This is a genomic window from Herpetosiphonaceae bacterium (genome assembly GCA_036374795.1).
Classification (GTDB): domain Bacteria; phylum Chloroflexota; class Chloroflexia; order Chloroflexales; family Kallotenuaceae; genus LB3-1.
The window spans coordinates 80,412-99,603 of the sequence record DASUTC010000221.1; the positions used below are offsets into that span (position 1 = coordinate 80,412).

Consider the following 19,192-nt stretch of genomic DNA (forward strand, 5'->3'; position numbering starts at 1 on the left):
GGGCACGAGACAACGTGCCCTGTTGCCAGTTGCGCAGCCAGATGCTTACGGCTCCAACACGCCTTCGCTCTGGCCCTCGATCTGGATCACCACGCTCTGCACCGATTTGAACTGCCTGAGCGTGCGCTCGATCTGCTGGCGGATCGCCTGGACGCGCGCCGCGCCGCCGCCGTACGCGCGCAGCTCCTTCGAGAAGTTGGCGGTCGCGACGCCGTTGGTGATCGTCAGCTTGATCAGCCGGACCTCGTAGCCCCAGTCGGGCTGGCGGCCCGGAAACGTGACGATCTCCTGGACCGTCGGCAGCGCGGTGACAGCGCCCGCCGCGTTGCCGTCGGGAGGGCCTTTGAGCAGCTCGTTCAGCGCTGCCGAGGCGATCTGCGGAGTGCGTGGCACGTCGTGCTTGAAGACGATAAAATCATCGGCCTCCGGCGTCGTCCAGACAACATCGACGCGCTGTGTCTCGGCCTCTGCCAGCAGCCTGACGCCGACGCTCTGAAGAACCGCGCCATCGCCGCCGACGATCTCGAATGTCGTCGCGCCGGGCGGCACAGCCGGCGGCATGCTCTCCGTGTTCCAGTCGATATTGGCAACGCCGTAGCCGACGTTATCGGTGCCCACGACGACCGGGATCGTCTGCTCCAGCGTCTCCCCGTTGCCGAACCGCAGCCGTCCAAGGATCGACTGATTGGGCTGCACGCCACGAAACGCGACATGCATCGGCAGCGTCACCGCCTGTCCCTCCACGGGGGCATCGAGCTGAAGGCCACCCCTGGTTTCTCCGGCTTGCAACTGGACCTGCACCGACTGGCTGGCGAGCATCGAGCCGTCCTTGGCGCTGGCCTCGAAGATCTCAAGCGTGGCTGTCTGCGCCTGAGCGGGCAGCCTGAAGGTCATCTGCTCCTCGAACGGGCCGCCCTGACCGATGTCGGGCGCGTGGACCGTCACCGGGATTGTCGCAAGCACGTTGCCCGATGCATCCTTGAGCTGCGCGGTCAGGTTTGCCTCAAACGGCCAGTAGTTCGTCTGGCCCTTGATCGTGATCGAGTTGCTGACGCTCGCGCCGGGCTTCGGCTCGGTGATCGTAATCGTGCGCTGCGCGGGAGCCGCTGTCGTCGGCTCCGCTGCGGGAGCACTGGTCGGCGCTGGCTGCTCTGTAGCGGTGGGCTGGACGGCGACAAGCGTTGGCGTCGGTGCCGCGCTGGGCGATGGCTGGGCAGCAGGCGAGCCGCTCGGCTGCTCCATCGTCGGGGCTGGCGGCTGCACCGCCGGGCCTGCGGGCGGGGTTGGGCTGCCGCAACTGGTCAAAACGATCAGGCAGAGGATCAGTCCATATCTTGGGTAACGCATCTGTACACTCCTTGAGCCTATTAAGCATAGCAAAACGACCATCACTTAAGCGTGACGGTCGTACCACGAAGCGGTAACGTGTTGTTGATAACCTGATACGACCCTGATAGCGCTGCGGTCACGGCTCCATCCAGCGCGCAGCGTGCCAGCCCAGATGCGCGTGGCTGTTGAACAGACGAAGGACGCGCTGCGCTCCGCTCCAGTCGATCACGCTGATCGTCGCCGGATCGAGAAACATGCGCTGAGCCACGCCGGGCGGCACGCCCAGGGTCACGGCGATCAGCGCCTTGATCGGCCCGACATGCGAAACCAGCACAATGGTCTGGTCTGGATGGCGCGCACACAGGCCGGTGGCGAAGACCTCGACGCGCGCAGCCATGGCCGCGATGCTCTCGCCTCCCGGCGGCGCGAGCGACGGATCGGACTCCCAGGCTTGATGCTGCGCCGCGTACTCCGTGCTATGCGCCAGCACCTCGGCTCGACTCATGCCCTCCCAGGAGCCAAAGGCATTTTCGCGCAGCTCATCGGCGACCACGATCGGCAGGCCTAATGTCGCAGCAAGCGGCTGTGCCGTCGCCCGGGTGCGGCGGCGGGGGCTGACGTAGAGCGCGTGGATCGGCAGCGTCGCGAGCGCATGGGCGAGATGCTGCGCCTGCTGCTGCCCCCGCTCGGTCAGCTCGTCGTCGCGGCTGCCGATGTAGCGCATCTCGCGGTTGGCGGCGGTTTCGCCGTGCCGGACAAGAATAATGCGGGTGCGTTGTTTCATGTTCATAGCTATTGTGAATGCGCAGCCTAGCACGATCGCCAGGGAGCGTCAAACATCGGATGATGAGCAGCGCATGCTCGTGCGGAGCAGATGATGATCGCCAGTGGGTTCGAGATCTTCCAAAGCGACCTCTACCAACTCCGAGACTGTGAAGCCTCGCTCATGCAGCCAAACGTGAACCCATGCCAATAGCTCGTCTTTACTGAACGTATTAGCGTGGACGCACATGTAACATCCTTCGATCCAATAACCTCGTTCGGCAAACCTTGTTCGAGTCAGCCTTTTATATTCGGCCTTTCGCATACCATGCCCCGCATAGGTTTGTCCTCCAATCGCATCCAGGGTGAGCCAGATGGGAGGTTTCGAGCATTCGGGATCATCTGGAAGCAGATACACATCTTCCCAGATCGTACGCGGCGTATCCCAGGTGTGCGGAATGTAGAATTTCCAGCGCATGACACGTTGGCTCCAAACGATCCAGGTCTTTGAACATCATCGACGACAAGAGCATCCTCATACCAGCGCCACGAGATGTGAAGCTACCCTGGAAGCGAACGAGCGGCACTACTGCTCGTCCTCGCGCGCCTTGTGGAGCGCCTTGAGCGCGACATAGTTGTTGGCCGGCCTGGCGATGCGCGCGCGCTGCTCAGGCCGGAGCAGGCGAACCTGGCCGGGCACGCCCATCACCAGCGAGCCGGGCGGCACGATCATGCCCTCCGGCACCAGCGCCCGCGCCGCGACGATCGAGCCGGAGCCGATCTGCGCATGATTGAGCACCACCGCGCCCATGCCGATCAGCACATCGTCCTCGATCGTACAGCCATGAACGATCGCGCCGTGACCGAGCGTGACGTTGCTGCCGATTGTCAGATACGCATCGGGATCGGCGTGCAGCACGCAGCCGTCTTGAATATTCGTGCGTGATCCGATACGGATCTCGCCTTCGTCGCCGCGAATGACCGCCATCGGCCAGACGCTGCTATCCGCGCCGATGCAGACCGTGCCGCGCACATAGGCATGGGGCGAGATATAGGCGGAGGGATCGATCGATAGACGGTCGGTGATGTTCGGCCATGAGGTCATAGGCTAGATCCTTTCATCCTGGATTGCATACACTGCTCGTATTTTATCCCAAACTCTCGCCGCTGACCTGCCGCTACATCTTTTGGCGTAGGGCAGAGATCGGTACAAAGCCCCGCCGAGTCAGCAAATAATCAGGCTCCTGTGATCATTGAATCAGGTAATCATGAAAAAACATCAGGAGCGGAGCAATGACGAACATCGGTATTGTTGGCGCGGGAGTCGCGGGCCTGCAACTTGGTTTATATCTTCGGCAGCATAACATTGAAACCACGCTCTACGCCGAGCGATCACCTGAGCAGCAGTTCGGCAGCCGGCTTCCGGCGCTGGTCGCTCGCGTCGGACATACCCGCGAGCGCGAGCGGCAGCTTGGCGTCAACCACTGGGATGGCGGCAACAACGAGTTTGGTCGCCTCAACGTCTACATCAGCGGCGAGCAGCCGCTCAGCTTTACGGGTCATGCATCCAGCCCATTGATCGCCGTGGACATGCGCATCTACCTGGGACGGCTTCAGGAAGACTTTGTCGCGCGCGGCGGGCATGTCGTCGTCGGTGCGGTGGATGCGAGCGATCTGGAGCGGCTATCCGAGCAGCACGATCTGCTGGTGGTGGCGGCTGGTCGCGGCGGTCTGCTGGGCGTGTTTCCCCGCATCGATGAGCTTTCACCCTTCGACCGACCGCAGCGCTGGATCGCGACGGGCATCTTCCGGGGCATCAGGGCCAACCCGTCCAGCGCCTCTGTCATCTTTGCGCCGGGCCACGGCGAGATCTTCGAGTTTCCGATCTACTCATTCGAGCCGAACGTGACCGGCCTGGGCATTGAGGCCGCGCCCGGCAGCGCGTTCGAGGAAGCCGTGCGGATGCGATATGAGGACGATCCGCAGCGCTTCAACCGCACGTGGCTCGACCTCATCCGCGAGCACGCACCGCTGATCTATGAGCGGATCGACCCTGAGCGCTTCGAGCTGACGCGACCGCTGGACCTGCTGCAGGGCGGTGTCACGCCTGCGGTGCGGCGCGGCTATGCCCAGCTTGGCAACGGCAGGTACATCATGGCGCTGGGCGACGCCCATGTCACCAACGATCCGATCACCGGCCAGGGCGCGAACACCGCATCCCGCGTTGCCTTTATGCTCGGCGAGGCGATCCGCAACAACCCGACCTTCGACGAGGGCTTCTTCCAATGGATGGAGCAGCGCGTCATCGCCTACGCCGGCCAGGTCGCCAAATGGAGCAACGCGATGTTGCAGCCGCCGCAGGACCACATGATCGAGCTGATGGTCGCAGCAGCGCACAACCAGGCGGTCGCCGACGCCTTTGCGGGCTTCTTCGAGCAGCCGGTTATCGCCTGGCAGGTCATGTCCAGCGCGGAGTCGACCGCCGAGTTTCTTCGGCAGTTCGGCTGGCAGGGCATGCCGCAGATGCTCCAGGCGGCCTGACGGAGAACAAAGGAACAAAGGGAGAGCCGAGAACCAAGAACCAAGAACCCGCTTCCCCCTCGCCTGCGCAGCGGGAGAGGGGGCGGGTGCCCTCTGGGCATGGTGAGGACCTGGAACTCGGTTCTTGAACTCGAAACTTGGAACTCGAACGGGGGTGGAGTGCGAGACGATCGCATTTCACCCTCGTCCATTGCCCGCCAGAGCGGGCACGGATCACAGCGGCGGCAGCCCTTGCAGATACACCACCATTGCCCGAATTGCCTGCTGATGCCCTGAGCGATAGAACGCGCGCTCTTTCTCGTCCAGCGCTGCCGTGTTAGGCACGTCGTCAAACGGATAATCGATCAGCATCTCGACATCGCTCGTATCGTCGAGATGGGGCGGAACCCGATCCGCCGTCAGCGCCGTGACCACCCGCTGCTCGACCTCGTCGAAATAAGCGCTGTTGGCGCTCAGCACGTCGGGGCTGTGCATGCCGGGCGCGTGGCAGTAGAGCACCGTCACCGGTTCGAGCGCCTGAAGCTGCTTGAGCGACGCGCGCAGATAGGGCAGATCGGCGGGGCTGCCGACGAACGGAAAGGGCATCTCGGCGGCATCACCCGCAAAGACCGTGCGAATCTCAGGAATCCAGATCGACACATGATCGGGCGTGTGGCCGGGCGTCGGCAGCAGCTCAAAGGTCAGATCACCGCCGTCGATCGTCAGACCGCCGCTGAAGACCAGCGTTGGCGGCACAAGCCGCACATCCGCGAACGTCTGCGGCTCCTCCGCCTGTTTCTGGGCCAGGGCCGTCTGCGCCTCGGCGGACAGGAGGCGCTCGCGGCAGAGACGGTGGCCGATCACCGGCGCGGGATAGCGCGCCTCCGCTCCGACGAAGGCGGCGTTACCCCAGGCATGATCCCAATCGGCGTGCGTATTGATCACCAGGAGCTGGCGTCGGCCATCGAGCGCGTCGCTGACGGCAGCGAGCATCATGCCTGCCAGCGCGGGATTGAGCAGCGTGTCGAGCAGCACGACGTAGCGCTGGCTGACGACGGCAAAGCTTGTCACCAGCCGCTCATATTGAAACACAAGAATCCGCTGGTCCCAGCCTGCGTTGGGAACGATACGAAAGTCGTACGATGTCGTCATAGCGTTATGGACGCTCCTTTGCTGAGTCTAGCCACAAGCCCAGGACACCCTGGCTCACCAACTGCGTCTGCCCCGAAGCAACGTCGAGCGAATAAACGCCGCTGGTGGAGGCGTATAACAAGCGGCTGCCGGTACGATCCCACACCCGGATCGATTGGGCATACTGATCGAAGAACGGCAGCAGGTCCAGAAACTCCTCCGAGGGCGTGAAGAGATCAAAGGAGCGTATATCGCCGTCGCGCAGCGTGAGCACGTTCCAGCGCATCCGCAATCGCTCCTGCGCCAGCGAGATCGTCTCGGTTTCGCCACGAGCGGCCAGTGTCAGAAAGGCCAGCGCATCGCCTGCCGGGGACCAGAAGCAGGTCAGCACGCCGCTCTTGATCGTTTGGTCGTCGCCGTCGGCGGCGCGCAGGATATGCAGCTCTCCGAGCGCATCGTCGGCAAAGGTGAGATAGGCGATGTGCCGCGCGTCGGGCGCGGTGACAAAAAGCGTATTCTCGTCGACGCTAGCCAGCCGCCGCTGCACGCTGCCCTGTCCGTCGATCGTGACGAGCGCCGGGCCGGACGATTCGCGGATCACCACGAGGGCTTGCTGGCCTTCTGGTAGCCAGCCCGGCGCTTGAAAGAGGGCGGGCGCTGCCGGAAGCGCGCGCGGCTCTGTCGCGCCCCAATCGTAGAGCTGCAACGAGCCGGATGGAGCGCCGCCGCCGATATGCAGGAGCAACTGCTGGCTGTTGGGCGACCACGAGAAATACGAGGGCTCGCCCGGCGCGATCGACATCGCCTGATCGGGTGCGGCGAGCGGCACGCCGTGGAGCGTCATGCCCGTGGGATCGTTCGCCAGAAAGGCCAGCCTCCGGCTATCGGGCGACCACGACAGATAGAACGGGTGACTGTTGGGCTGGTCGTAGAGCGTGAGCGGCTCGCCGTCGAGGCGATGGATCGTCAGCGTCGACACAATGCTGGCCGAGGTATGGCGGAGCGTCACGGCGGCGACACTGCGACCATCGGGCGCGGGCGTTGGAAAGCGGTAGATCAGCGTTGAGCCGTTGGCATCGCTGGTCAGCGGTCGCGTCCTGCCCTGCTCGTCGACGAGCAGCAGGTTGCCGTCGCGCTGCTGAACCACGATCGTCCAGGCTTCGGGCATGCCCCGCGCGACCCACCACACGCCCGCGCTGGTAGTGCCCAGGAGCAGCGCCACGATCATACTCAACGCCTGCGCAAACCGCCGCATAGCTCGTCTCCTTGCCTTTGTTCGATTATAGCATCCACACACAGGGCGTGACGGCGCAGGATGTATGCTATACTGGCTCACATGTGTCCATGCGCATACCTGCATCACACGAGAGACGAGAAGCGTGTATGAGCGTTGTTTTTGATCGTGCGGCTTCGTTTTACGATCGAACGCGGGCGCTGCCGCAGCAGGCGGAGAGCTGGCTAGCCCAGGCGCTACGCGAGCAGACCGCGCTCCAGCCGGGCAGCCGGGTGCTTGAGATCGGCGTCGGCACGGGCCGGATTGCGCTTCCGTTAATCCATAGTAATCAGTATCGTTACACAGGCATCGATCTTTCGCGTACCATGATGGAGGCGCTGCGCGCCAAACTCGGAGACGTGCCAATCGCGCTGATCCAGGGCGATATTGCCGCTCTGCCGCTCGACGCTGGCACGTTTGATGCGATCGTCGCGGTGCATGTGTTTCATCTCGTCAGCGCGTGGTCGCAAGGCATGGATGAGGTCAGGCGGGTGCTGCGGCCCGGCGGCATGCTGCTCCACGGGCACAACCGCTCAGCCGGGGAGTCGGCGGCGGACGAGCTGAAGAAGCGGATATCCTCCATTGCCAAATCACTCAGTACCGCCGACAATGCATCGCCGACCGAGCGGCTGGATCATCCGCAGATTGCGCAGGCATTGGAGCAGCGCTTCGGCCCACCGCGCGAGGTGGCGACGCCCTTCTGGCAGGTGACGCGCACGCCACGCGAGATCATCGACGCCATCGAGGCGCGCTGCTGGTCGCACACATGGGCGCTCTCGGATGCCGTGCTGGCCCAGACCGTGGCAGAAGGACGGCGCTGGGCGCTCGAACGGTTCGGCAGCCTGGACGCGCCGATCCGCGAAGAGCAGCAATTCGTATGGGACGTGTACCGGCTACCCATGACGCGCTGAGTCAGCGGCGGTTGGCTGAGCGGCGCGCGTGATACGAGCGGAAAGATAGAGTTATGGCCGTTAAACAACTTCGTCCAGCGAAACCGCTACCGCCGCCGCAGCCCGTCGAGCGGTCGCCGCGCATCCAGACGATCACGCATGGCGATCTGGTCTGGATCGACATCCGGCAGCCAACGCCGACGGAGATGGGCGATCTGCGCCGTAGATTTCCATTCCATCCGCTCACGCTCGACGATTGCTTGAGCAAAGTGCAGCGCCCGAAGCTCGACGACTACACCGAGGAAGGCTACATCTTTCTGGTGCTGCATTTTCCGATCTTCAACAAGCAGACTCGCCATACCAATCCCGCCGAGGTCGATATTTTCGTCGGCAGCGGCTATGTGGTGACAGTCCACGAGGGCCATCTCAAGCCCCTGTTACAGACGTTTGCGGCGGCGCAGAACGACGAGGGCGTGCGCGAGCGGCTGATGGGCCGGGGATCGGGCTTTCTGCTCTACCGCATCATCGACCGGCTGGTCGATTACGTTTTTCCGATCCTGCGGAAGATCGACGAGCAGATCGAGCAGGTCGAGAACGACATCATCGACGGCGATGTGCGCAAATTGGTGCAAGAGCTATCCTTTGCGCGCCGCGACATTATCACGCTGCGCCGGATCATCAAGCCGAATCTGCCGGTGCTGCGTCAGCTCGAAAGCCGCGAGCGCGCCTTTTTGAATCTGGACGAAGATACGTACTTTGGTAGCATTCTCGATCATCTCGGCAGGCAGTGGGATATGCTTGAGGACGACAAAGAGATCATCGAGGGCTTGAACGACACGCTCGACACCCTGACATCGCATCGCATCAACGAGGTGATGAAGATTCTCACGGTGATCTCAGTGGTGCTGCTGCCGATGACGCTGGTCGCAAGCATCTACGGCATGAACATCGGTCTGCCCTTTGCGGAGCATCCGTTTGCCTTTGTGATCGTCTCCGGCTGGATGCTGGCGGCGGCGCTGGGCATGCTCAGCTACTTTCGCTATAAGGGCTGGGTCTAGCCCACGGATTCATGGTTGTACACCCGTACGGGTCGCATCGCATGGTATGATACTATTCTGATGCAGTTACCTCAATTTTCATCCAAGTCGATCGCCGCCACGCTCCAAGAACAACCTGCCCTCCGCGCGCTCGGCCTGGTGCTGTTATGCCTGCTGGTTGGCACAATCGCCGGTGCTGCGGTGAGCTTCGGGCCGTTCTGGCTGGGCTTTGCCGGGCTGATCGCCGTGCTGGGCGGCATTGCGCTGCTGCGCTCGACCGACATGGGCCTGGCAGCGGTCTTCGCGGTGATCGCGCTGCTGCCGTTTGGCGCGCTGCCGTTCAAAATCGCGGTGACGCCGACGTTTCTGGAGCTGGCGCTGATCGCGCTGCTGGGCATCACGGCGCTGCGCGTGCTGGCGCTGCCCGAACTCGACGTGCGGATGTCGGCGCTTGGCGGGCCGCTGCTGGCCTGGCTGGGCCTGACGATCTTTTCGCTGGTGCTTGGCGCTGGCGGCCTGCCCGATAACCTGACGCTGCACAACTACCTTAAGTTTGTGCTGGGCGTGCTGCTCTTTTTCGGCGTGATCAACGTCGTGCGGACGCGCGCCCAGATGCGCTTTGCATTTCGGGTAGTGATCGGCGGCGGCGCGGCAGCGGCACTGATCGGGCTGGCGCTGTACGCGCTGAATGACCAGACGGCGCTGCGGCTGCTGGTGGCGCTGGGACGGCTGGGCTATCCCACGTCGGGGCGCGTGCTGCGCTACGTCGAGGACGACCCCGGCGGTCTTGAGCGCGCGATCGGCACCGCAATCGATCCCAACAGCTTCGGCGGCACACTGGCGCTGATCTGCGCGCTGACCACCGCGCAGCTCTGGGCGCGGCGTCCGGTGCTGCCGCGCTGGCTGCTGGCGGGCATGGCCGCGGCGATGGCGCTCTGCACGTTTCTGACCTACTCGCGGGCGGCGCTGGGCGGCCTGGTGGTGGCGACGCTCTTTCTGGCGATCGTGCGCGAGCGCCGCCTGTGGTGGCTGATCGGCGGCGCTGCGGCTGCTGGCGCAATCGCGATCTTTGGGCTGGGCCTGGGCGATGCGTTCGTGGAGCGGATCGTCGAGGGCGTGCAGTTCCGCGACCAGGCAAACCAGATGCGGCTGGCCGAGTTTCGGAACGCGCTGGAGATCATCCGCCGCTATCCGGTCTTCGGCGTGGGCTTTGGCGCGGGGCCAGAGCTTGGCCTGATCACGGGCGTATCGTCGATCTATCTGGCGATGGCCGAGCGGATCGGCCTGGTTGGGCTGGGCGTGTTCATCGGCATCTGCGCGACGTTCTTCGCGATCACGCTGCGGGCGATCCGCCGGATCGACGAGGAGCGCAGCGCGCTGCTGCTGGGCGTGCAGGCCGGGATCGTCGCGGCGCTGGCGGTGGGCCTGCTCGACCACTACTATTTCAACATCGAGTTTTCGCATATGGCCGCGCTCTTCTGGGGTGTTACCGGCCTGGGCATGGTGCTGGTGCGCGATGACCTGCCGGAGACTCTAGCAACAAACGATGATTCGTAAGGGCACGGCGGTGCCATGCCCTGGGCGTAGGCTATGTGCCATACGAGATCAATCAATCTGCTCACCGCTGTAAGGAGAATACATCGTGTCTGAACGAAAAGCGTGTACCCCTGAGTCATTATTCGATATGCGTTGGGTTTCGGACCCGCAGATTGCGCCCGATGGTCAGCAGGTTGCGTATGTCGAGCACTGGATCGAAGAGATTGACAAAGACGGCAAGCAGCGCAAGGCATACCGCTCGGCAATCTTTTTGAGCGCTGCGCCGGATGCGCGCCCGCGCCGTCTGACGTACGCGCATACCGGCAAAGACTACGCGCCGCGCTGGTCGCCGGACGGTCAGCAGCTTGCCTTTCTATCGACGCGCGACGGCGACGCGCCGCAGATCTTTGCGCTCTACCTGGCGGGCGGCGAGGCCGAGCAGATCACCAAGACCGAGAATCTGTCGGAGGGCGTCGAGGATTACGACTGGCATCCGTCGGGCACGATGTTCTGCTTTACCTCAACGGGCCATAAAACCGAGGACGAGAAGAAGCAGCAGGAGATCCACGACGAGAAGGTGTACGAAGGTCGCATGCCGTTCAAGTTCGACGGCGTGGGCCTGCTTGAGGAGCGCCGCAGCCAGATTTACCGCATCCACCGCGACGGCTCGGAGTGTACGCAGATTACCACGCTTGAGCGCGACGCCGGACGACCGATGTGGAGCCCGGATGGACGGCGCATCGCGTTTACGTCGCAGGGCACCGATGTTCCGGAGTACAAGTGGGTCGATAATCTCTACGTCGTCGATGTCGACGGCAGCGACCTGCGGCAGATTACCCGGTCGGTCGGGCCGGTTAGCGAGCCAGTGTGGAGCCCTGACGGAACGCGCATCGCCTACCTGGGCCACGATCGCCGCCGAGGCAACGCGACGACGATGAAGGTCCTGGTGGCGAATCTGGAGGATTGCAGCACGTGCTGTATCAGCGAGGCGCTGACCGGCGAGGTCGGCGAGCTGGCAAGCGGCGACTCGCACATCGGCTCGCCGTCGTATCGCACGACGCGGCCCTACTGGGATCGGCAGGAGCGCGTCACCTTCGAGGCGCTGGTGCATGGCCGCGCCGGTCTGTATCGCGTTGCGGCCTCCGGCGGCGAGATCGAGTCGATCAGCACGTCGGGCTTATCGGTGGTTGCCTTCACGCAGCGCGGCGATACGATCGCGTTTATCGGCGAGACTAACGCGCGTTCGGGCGAGGTCTACACCATGCGCGAGGGGCACCGGCTGCAACGGCGCTCGCACGCAGGCGATCATTTCTTCAGCACCTATCGCATCCAGCCGCCGGAGCATGTGCAGTTCAAGGGTGCCGATGGCTGGGATCTTGAGGGCTGGGTGATTCGTCCGCTCGACATGGAGCAGGCGTCAGAGCAGCGCCATCCACTGATCGTGTATGTGCATGGCGGGCCGCATACCGCGTACGGCAACGGCTTCTTCCACGAGTTTCAGGTGCTGGCGGCTGCCGGTTTCGGCATCTTTTTCACCAATCCGCGCGGCTCGTCCTCGTACGGCGAGGAGTTTGCCGATGCGGTGCGACATCATTTCGGCGAGAAAGATTACGAGGATGTGATGCACGCCGCCGATCTCGCTGCAAGCTGGGAGTGGGTCGATGAGCAGCGCATGGGCATCATGGGCGGCTCGTACGGCGGCTTTATGACCAACTGGATCATCACGCACACCGATCGGTTTGCCGCCGCATGCTCGCAGCGCTCGATCTCCAACCTCTACTCATTCGCCGGAACGAGCGATGTCGGGCCGGAGTTTAGCCTCGACGAGTACGGCGATCTGCCGTGGCGCGACGAAGAGCTGCTGATGTCGAAGTCGCCGATCCGCTACGTGCAGAACGTCAAGACGCCAACGCTGATTTTGCATCAGGAGCAGGATCATCGCTGCCCGATCGAGCAGGCGGAGCAGCTCTACAGCGCGCTGGTGGTGCTGGGCGTGCCCGTCAAGCTCGTGCGCTTCCCCGACGAGGGCCATGAGCTGCCGCGAGCGGGCCAGCCTCAGCGCCGCGTGAACCGTATGGGCCATATCGTGGACTGGTTCACGCGGTATCTCAAGCCAGCCAGGGCGCAAGTTTGATTTACATAATATTGTAGGGGCGTATTGCTACGCCCCTACGAACACATCGGAATCATGACTCAAACGCCGTGATGATGCTCAGGGCGCGATCTATCACGTCCCTGCGGCAATCATTTTGTAGATACCATCGATCGGCTCCAAACCCGCGGCCTAGCGGCTCGCTACGCGGTTTTGGCCTGCCCGTTGATGGGCACGCCCTCCAGCGTCTCGCGCACAATCTGATCGACGACCGCCTTCAAGTCGCCGGTGCGCTCGTAGGTGGCTAGCTGCCGATCGGCGCTGGTGCCGTTCTCCAGAATGCGGTACACATACTCGACCGCCTGACGCGATCCCAGGTCGTCGACGACATCGTCCACGAACTCGACCAGCTCAGTCAGCAGGTCGCGCGCGGCGATCGATTGCTGCTTGCCGAAATCGATCAGATCGCCGTCAAGACCGTAGCGCATCGCCCGCCACTTGTTCTCGTTGATCAGCGCGCGGCGATAGACCCGGAAGGTCATGTTACAGGTGAAGAGCTTGTAGATCTTGACGAAGATCGCCTGGATCAGCGCGGCGATGGCGATCGTCTCGTCCACGCGCGTACACAGATCGCAGATGCGGACCTCGATCGTGCCGAAGATCGGATGAGGACGAATATCCCACCAGACCTTCTTGCCGTTGTCGATGCTGCCGGTTTTGACCAGCAGATCGATGTAGCTGTTGAACTCATTAATCGAGGCGTACTCGCTGGGAATGCCCGTGCGCGGAAAGTTCGAGAAGATGAGCGAACGGTAGGATTTGAAGCCGGTCTGACGGCCCATCCAGAAGGGCGAGCTGTTGGAGAGCAGCAGCAGATGCGGCAGGAAGTAGCGCGCGACGTTCTGGATCTGAATGCCTAGCTCCAGATCGGGCATGCCGACGTGGACATGCATGCCGAAGATCAGCAGTTGGCGGGCGGCATCCTGCATCTCGTTGACCACCCCGTAGTAGCGCTCGTGGGGGTAGATCTCCTGGGCCTCCCACGACGAAAACGGATGCGTCCCAGCCGCCGCGATCGTCAGCCCCTGGTTCGCCGCCAGCGACGCAATCGCGCCGCGCAGCCGCACGATCTCGGCCCGCGCCTCGTCGGCGGTGCGGCAGACATGCGTGCCGACCTCGACCACCGATTGCATCATCTCAGGCTTGAGCTGCTCTTGCAGCACGAGCCGACCCTGCTCCAAAATCTGGGTGATGTAGGAGCGCAGCTCGCGGGTTTCGGGATCGATGATCTGGTATTCCTCCTCGATGCCGAGTGTGAACGGAAAGTTAGGGCTATGAGGATCAAAGTAGCTCATCGTCATTCTCCCTTGCTCCGGTCGATGGGCGCGACGGCAGCGACATCTCTGGGCTCGATCAGCAGCGTCGGAACCGTCGAGCCGCCGCCCGCTGTAACGTTGAGCAGCGTCACCGTCGAAAGCCGTGTCAGGCAGCCCTCGACGTGCGTGCCGAACAGATAGGGATCGGTATCGACCAGCCGCCGCCCGATGTGCAGCCGCCCATCCTGCACCGAGGGATAGTCCTCGTAGGCGATATGAACGCGCTCCTGCACCACAAACGGATCGTCAAGCGCCGCGTCGAGCGCCCGCCGCCACTCGTCCGGCCCCACCTCCCAGCCGATCGTAATGCCTTTGCCGCCGTACTCATCGTTGGGCTTGAGCAGCAGCCGATCCTGGTTTTCGACGACGAACGCCAGCAGATCGATCTCCTGGCCCTGGTAGGTGGTGCTCCCGCGCTGCACCCGGCGCGTCCAGGGAATATGCCGGGCTAACGTCGTCTGCGTATCGCGGTCGATCCCGGCGGCGTCCATGATCTCAGGATCGCTGAGCAGGCCAAAGAGCATCTTTTTGTAGAGCGGCTTGGTGCGGAAGCTGTTGACCAGACAGACCTTGTAGTCTTTGCAGGCGCGCACCAGCGGATGCTCAAGCGCCGCGTCGCCGTAGCGGCCTAGAAACTCGCTGGTCAGCAGCCGCCGATAGACCAGATTGATCGGCCTGCCCTGCGCGTACAGCGTCCCGTCGCGGTACTCCAGCTCCTCCGGCGAGCAGATGATCGTGTCGAGATTCTGCTCGGCGAAGTAGTCGCGGAACAGCACGAACTCGGAGTGCGTCGGCAAGCCCTGCCAGTCCAGAATCGCGGCGCGCGGCTCGTCGGCGCGGCCCCACTCGCGGAACGCCTCCATTAGCGCCTGGAACATCCGGTGCCGCGCCGGGATCGGACGGATGCGGTAGCGCTGTCCGAACGCCTGCACCACCGGCAGCGCCATGAACACATCCGAGAGCACATCTTCATACGCAATCGCGGCGGGACTTTCCGCGTTATACTCGACGAACTGGAGCGAGCCCGTGTCGTTGTCGAAGAACGAGTCGAGGCGCGAGGAGGCGCTCGGCTCGGTATAGCCCGGATCGATCTCAAGCAGCGCCTCCTCGCCGGGCGTGAAGGCCATCAGGTCGCGCACGCGGGAATCGTCCAGCACGTAGGCGCACGCACTGCGCGAGGCAAAGGCGACAATTTCGCTGACCTGGCGGAGATGCTCGTACTGCTGCGGGGTGAGAAGACGCGGGCGTAAGACCGTCGAGATCGGTCGCTCGCCGAAGTACAGACCTGCCTGGCGCTGCGCGTCGTCAAGCAGCCGTTGGTTGTCACGAGCCGTCTCGTCGTCGAGCAGGCTATGGTAGTAGCTGATCGCCTCAGATAGCACCCTGCTGTCCTTCCGCTATCGCAGAGGCGACGCGCATCCTGTCGATCGAATCGCCTCTGCGTTGATCATGCTTGAGCCGTGGCTCGCGGCTTCAACAAGCCGTCGCCTGGGCTACGATGTCACCTGATCGCTGTCGGTGTTGATCGCGCCGACCGCCGCCGCCTGCTCGGTGGCTGGCCTGCGCGTGGCGCGATTCCTGGGCGCGTCAGCCTCGGCGCTCGTCTCGCTCTTGCCGCGTGCACGCGACGCCGCCGGTTTTTCGGCTGCGGTCGTCTCGCTCTTGCGCCTGCTGCGTGCGGTCGCTGTGGAGGGAGCGGCGGCGGCTGCCTCAGCCGGCTTCATGCCCGCCTCCATCAGCCGATCCCAGCGCGGCATAGCCTGCTCGCGCTTGCGCCTGCCGAGCGCCAGATCGATGCACAGATCGGCCATCTTGTTGACGACCCACGGGAAATAGTGCTCGGTCAGCGAGACTACGTCGAAGTCCGGCGCGGGATTCGTGAAATCGATCGCGTAGGCCACGCCGTCCTTGATCGCGAACTCGACAGTGTTCATATCGTAGCCGAGCGCGCGGTTGAGCTTGAGCGCGCCCTCGTGGACCTGGCGGCCTTCGTCGGGCGTGAGGAACTCATGATCGACGAAGTAGCGATGCGGCCACGGCGCGTTCGCATCGAACTTGATCGTCAGAATATCCTCCTGCCCGATGCAGATGCAGCGCGCGTACTTCTCCCACTCGATATACTGCTGCAACATCATGCACTCGGTGCCCGTCTCGTTGTAGGCGCGAAATAGCTCCTCGTAGCTGTTGAGCTTATAAACCTTCTTGAAGCCGCCGCCCCAGGCCGGTTTGAGGATCACCGGAAAGCCGCCCAGCGACTCGACGTGCCGCTCCCAGGGCACCGGATAGTCCAGATTGCGCAGCGACTCTTCGACCACGCCCTCGACGTAGGAGTGCGACGGCAGCGCCACGGTCTTCGGATGGGCAATGCCCAGCTTATCGGCCAGACACGCGCCGATGAACTTATCGTCCGCCGACCACCAGAACGGGTTGTTGACGACGACCGTACCCTGTAGCACCGCGTTCTTCAGGTAGGTCCGGTAGTACGGAATCTCGTGCGAGATGCGATCGATGATCACCGCGTACGGACACGGCTCGCTCATCTGCGTGCCGCCGATCTTGACGTACTCGGCGCGCACGCCCGCATTGCGGCGATTGACCTCCTCGATGAACGCGGGCGGCCACGACCACTCACGCCCGACCATCACGCCGATCGTTTTGGTGTCGCTCTTGTTTGACAATGAAACCCTCCTTCTGTTGCTAGCCTGCCGTCAGGCCGGGGGTTTGGAGGCGTTCTCCAAACATGCCCCTTGCTGTACACAGCGCTCCCTGCTACATCGTCTGCGCGCGTCCGAGTATCTGAAGCGGACGATCGGGAAAATCGCCGATGACCGCATCGACGCCCGTAGCGAAGATGAACTCGTAGTTCTGCTCCGGGCCGCCCCACGGCCCGATAAACAGCCCGGCATCGTGCGCTGCCGCGACCTCCTCTTTGGTCAGCATCGCCCAGTGCGGCATCAGCGCATCGGCCTGTGCGTCGCAGGCCAGCGCCACCGGGTTGATGCAGCGCCCCGCGTAGAGCACGCCGGTCGGAACGTCGGGCGCAAGCTGCTTGAACTTGCGCACGCTGTGGTGATCGAACGAGATCACCATCACCTGATCGCGCATACCGGTCTGATCCAGCGCGGCGATCAGCAGCTCCTCGACGTTGGGATAGAAGATCGGGCCTTGCTTGATCTCGATCACCACGCGAGTACGACCGCGCGCCCAGCTCATCACGTCGCGAAAGAGCGGCACGCGCTGGCCCGCGAAGGCCGGATCGAACCACGAGCCAGCGTCCAACTGCTGGATCTGCGCCAGCGTATGGGCGCTGACCAGGCCGTGTCCGTCGGTGGTGCGGTCGAGCGTCGGATCGTGGATCACCACCAGCTCGCCGTCGCTGGTCGGGTGGACATCCAGCTCGATCGCATCCACGCCCAGCGACAGCCCGCGCTCGAACGAGGCCATCGTATTTTCGGGCGCGTAGCCAGCCGCTCCCCGATGGCCGATCACCTGCGGTCCTGGCCGATTTCCAAGTGTGATGAGCATAGATCTCTTTCCTCTGCTATCGCTCTAGCATCAGTCGTGCCCGCCGATGTAGGTGCGGATCATCTGCTGCCAGTAGGGCCAGTCGTGCGACCAGCCCTCCCAAATGCGGTAGGCATGACCGATCTCGGCGCGCCACAAATTGGTCGAGAGCTGATCGTTGGTCCAGCGATTCGCGTCGTCGCTGCCGGTGACAAAGATAATATCCTGCTGTTGCAGCCGCTCGATCTGGTGGCGATCCTGGAGGTTGGCGGTGTAGTCCAGCGGATTATTGAAATACACGTTGTCGTCGGAGTAGCCGTCGAGGAAGCGGCGAATATCGTAGATGCCGCTGAGGCCGATCGTGCGGCGGATAAGCTCAGGATGGCGCAGCGCGAAATTGACCGCGTGGTACGCGCCGAAGGAGCAGCCGGTCGTCATCCAGAAAGGATTATCGTTGTAGGCGCGCACTGCCGGGAGGACCTCGTTGAGCAGATATTGCTCGTACTGCACATGCCGCCAGATCCGCCCGCCGGGATGCGCCCACTCACAGTAGAAGCTCTCGCTGTCGATGCTATCGACGCAGACAAGCTGAATCCATCCTTGCTCCAGATGCTCCGTCAGCGCCTCGACCATCCCGCGATCTTCGTACTCAAAGAAACGGCCCTGAGAGGTGGGGAAGACGAGAACCGGAGCGCCATGATGGCCCAAAAGCAGCAGCTCCATATCGCGATTCAGGGTTGGGCTAAACCACCGATGATAGCTACGATGCATCGGAAACTCCTCCAGCAGCTAAGGTTTGGACGTTGGGGGAATGTCCCAGCTCAGCGAGGCATTATTGTAGCATAACACGCTGCGCGCCATGCTGAGCGGGTGCTCGGCATGGCGCGCGTTTGTTGAGAGGTATTGCTCAGGCGCGGCAGCTATCGACGAACTGTGCGAACAGCCCGCGCCAGCGCGGATCGGCCTCCGCCTGAAGCGCCTCCGGGTGGCACTGCACGCCGACCATGAAATGACCGTTGGTGCCCTCAACCAGCTCGACGATACCGTCAGGCGACCAGCCGACCGGCTGGAGCTGCGGCGCGACGACTTTCAGCGATTGGTGGTGCAGCGAGTTGATCGGGAATGCGTCGGTGTCGAAGATGCGCGCGACCTGGGAGGAAGGCTCCAGCCGCAGATCGTGGACCATATGTGTCCAGTCTTCGCAGGCATACGAGCCGTCGTGGACGAAGGCGGGCTCCAGTTGGGTGGGAATGTCCTGGTAGAGCGAGCCGCCAAGCGCTACGTTGAGCACCTGCATGCCACGGCAGATGCCAAGCACCGGCTTGCCCTCGTCTGCCGCCCAGCGGGCCAGCCAGATCTCAACCCGGTCGCGCAGCGCATCGACCGGCCCAAGCTCCGGTATCGGCTCCTCGCCGTAGTAGCGCGGATCGACATCGCAGCCACCGGCAAGCAGGATGCCGTCAAGCCGCTCGTAGAGCGCGCGAACTGTGGCCTCGTCGTCCACCAGCGGAAAAAGAAACGGCGCGCCGCCTGCTGTCACCACTGAATCGACGTAGGTCTGACGATGGCCGTGAATCGGGGGGCACCATTCACGATCCCGGAATGTGCCGCAGGTTATGCCGATCAGGGGTTTCATCCATGTGTCCTTCCCAAATAATAAAATAGCCCGCGACCAAAGAGAGGTCGGGGCGCTCTTGCCGTATCAAAGCGGCGGATGACCGCCGTTATGTCGAGGCATTGTA

Annotated in this window: 17 protein-coding genes; 5 read left to right on the plus strand and 12 right to left on the minus strand. The window is 63.2% G+C overall.

The features are described 5' to 3' along the window. Positions 1-45: 45 nt before the first annotated feature. The 4 genes from VFZ66_16695 to VFZ66_16710 all read right to left on the minus strand — a co-directional run bounded on the left by VFZ66_16695 (position 46) and on the right by VFZ66_16710 (position 3,196). Positions 46-1,347 (minus strand): Gmad2 immunoglobulin-like domain-containing protein, encoded by a 1,302-nt coding sequence (locus tag VFZ66_16695; protein HEX6290825.1) that lies wholly within the window; start codon positions 1,345-1,347, stop codon positions 46-48. Positions 1,348-1,465: 118 nt separating this feature from the next. Continuing rightward, positions 1,466-2,113, minus strand: a complete 648-nt coding sequence (locus VFZ66_16700; protein ID HEX6290826.1) for a histidine phosphatase family protein — start codon at positions 2,111-2,113, stop codon at positions 1,466-1,468. Positions 2,114-2,161: 48 nt separating this feature from the next. Then, positions 2,162-2,569 (minus strand): hypothetical protein, encoded by a 408-nt coding sequence (locus VFZ66_16705; protein HEX6290827.1) that lies wholly within the window; start codon positions 2,567-2,569, stop codon positions 2,162-2,164. 108 nt (positions 2,570-2,677) lie between these two features. Beyond that, a complete protein-coding gene (locus VFZ66_16710) occupies positions 2,678-3,196 on the minus strand; it encodes a gamma carbonic anhydrase family protein (GenBank protein HEX6290828.1) in 519 nt (172 codons plus the stop codon). A gap of 188 nt (positions 3,197-3,384) precedes the next feature. Here VFZ66_16710 and VFZ66_16715 point away from each other — a divergent pair, with 188 nt between their 5' ends. Beyond that, the gene (locus VFZ66_16715) at positions 3,385-4,632 is read left to right on the plus strand and encodes a styrene monooxygenase/indole monooxygenase family protein (protein ID HEX6290829.1); all 1,248 of its coding nucleotides are present in this window, start codon (positions 3,385-3,387) and stop codon (positions 4,630-4,632) included. A gap of 213 nt (positions 4,633-4,845) precedes the next feature. Here the strand turns inward: VFZ66_16715 and VFZ66_16720 are convergent, their stop codons facing one another. Beyond that, positions 4,846-5,763: an MBL fold metallo-hydrolase gene (locus tag VFZ66_16720; GenBank protein ID HEX6290830.1), complete on the minus strand. Its 918-nt coding sequence runs from the start codon at positions 5,761-5,763 to the stop codon at positions 4,846-4,848. Between the two features lie 4 nt (positions 5,764-5,767). After that, positions 5,768-6,997 carry a hypothetical protein gene (locus VFZ66_16725; GenBank protein ID HEX6290831.1) on the minus strand — a complete coding sequence of 410 codons (1,230 nt, stop codon included), beginning with the start codon at positions 6,995-6,997 and terminating at the stop codon, positions 5,768-5,770. Between the two features lie 128 nt (positions 6,998-7,125). On the opposite strand from VFZ66_16725, the gene VFZ66_16730 reads away from it, so the two are divergent. The 4 genes from VFZ66_16730 to VFZ66_16745 all read left to right on the plus strand — a co-directional run bounded on the left by VFZ66_16730 (position 7,126) and on the right by VFZ66_16745 (position 12,612). Beyond that, the gene (locus VFZ66_16730; protein HEX6290832.1) at positions 7,126-7,926 is read left to right on the plus strand and encodes a class I SAM-dependent methyltransferase; all 801 of its coding nucleotides are present in this window, start codon (positions 7,126-7,128) and stop codon (positions 7,924-7,926) included. A gap of 53 nt (positions 7,927-7,979) precedes the next feature. Further along, positions 7,980-8,963, plus strand: a complete 984-nt coding sequence (gene corA, locus VFZ66_16735) for a magnesium/cobalt transporter CorA (GenBank protein ID HEX6290833.1) — start codon at positions 7,980-7,982, stop codon at positions 8,961-8,963. Between the two features lie 60 nt (positions 8,964-9,023). Next, complete coding sequence (locus tag VFZ66_16740; GenBank protein ID HEX6290834.1) at positions 9,024-10,499, plus strand: O-antigen ligase family protein; 1,476 nt, start codon at positions 9,024-9,026, stop codon at positions 10,497-10,499. An 85-nt stretch (positions 10,500-10,584) separates the two neighbouring features. Beyond that, positions 10,585-12,612: a S9 family peptidase gene (locus tag VFZ66_16745; GenBank protein ID HEX6290835.1), complete on the plus strand. Its 2,028-nt coding sequence runs from the start codon at positions 10,585-10,587 to the stop codon at positions 12,610-12,612. 161 nt (positions 12,613-12,773) lie between these two features. Here the strand turns inward: VFZ66_16745 and VFZ66_16750 are convergent, their stop codons facing one another. The 6 genes from VFZ66_16750 to VFZ66_16775 all read right to left on the minus strand — a co-directional run bounded on the left by VFZ66_16750 (position 12,774) and on the right by VFZ66_16775 (position 19,086). After that, positions 12,774-13,925, minus strand: a complete 1,152-nt coding sequence (locus VFZ66_16750) for a carboxylate-amine ligase (GenBank protein ID HEX6290836.1) — start codon at positions 13,923-13,925, stop codon at positions 12,774-12,776. A 2-nt stretch (positions 13,926-13,927) separates the two neighbouring features. Next, the gene (locus VFZ66_16755; GenBank protein ID HEX6290837.1) at positions 13,928-15,328 is read right to left on the minus strand and encodes a hypothetical protein; all 1,401 of its coding nucleotides are present in this window, start codon (positions 15,326-15,328) and stop codon (positions 13,928-13,930) included. 111 nt (positions 15,329-15,439) lie between these two features. Then, positions 15,440-16,624, minus strand: coding sequence for a hypothetical protein (locus VFZ66_16760; GenBank protein ID HEX6290838.1), 1,185 nt, complete (start codon positions 16,622-16,624; stop codon positions 15,440-15,442). Between the two features lie 91 nt (positions 16,625-16,715). Further along, positions 16,716-17,471: a glycerophosphodiester phosphodiesterase family protein gene (locus VFZ66_16765; GenBank protein ID HEX6290839.1), complete on the minus strand. Its 756-nt coding sequence runs from the start codon at positions 17,469-17,471 to the stop codon at positions 16,716-16,718. Positions 17,472-17,501: 30 nt separating this feature from the next. After that, positions 17,502-18,221, minus strand: a complete 720-nt coding sequence (locus VFZ66_16770; GenBank protein ID HEX6290840.1) for an alpha/beta hydrolase-fold protein — start codon at positions 18,219-18,221, stop codon at positions 17,502-17,504. Positions 18,222-18,357: 136 nt separating this feature from the next. Then, complete coding sequence (locus VFZ66_16775; protein HEX6290841.1) at positions 18,358-19,086, minus strand: gamma-glutamyl-gamma-aminobutyrate hydrolase family protein; 729 nt, start codon at positions 19,084-19,086, stop codon at positions 18,358-18,360. Positions 19,087-19,192 lie beyond the last annotated feature (106 nt).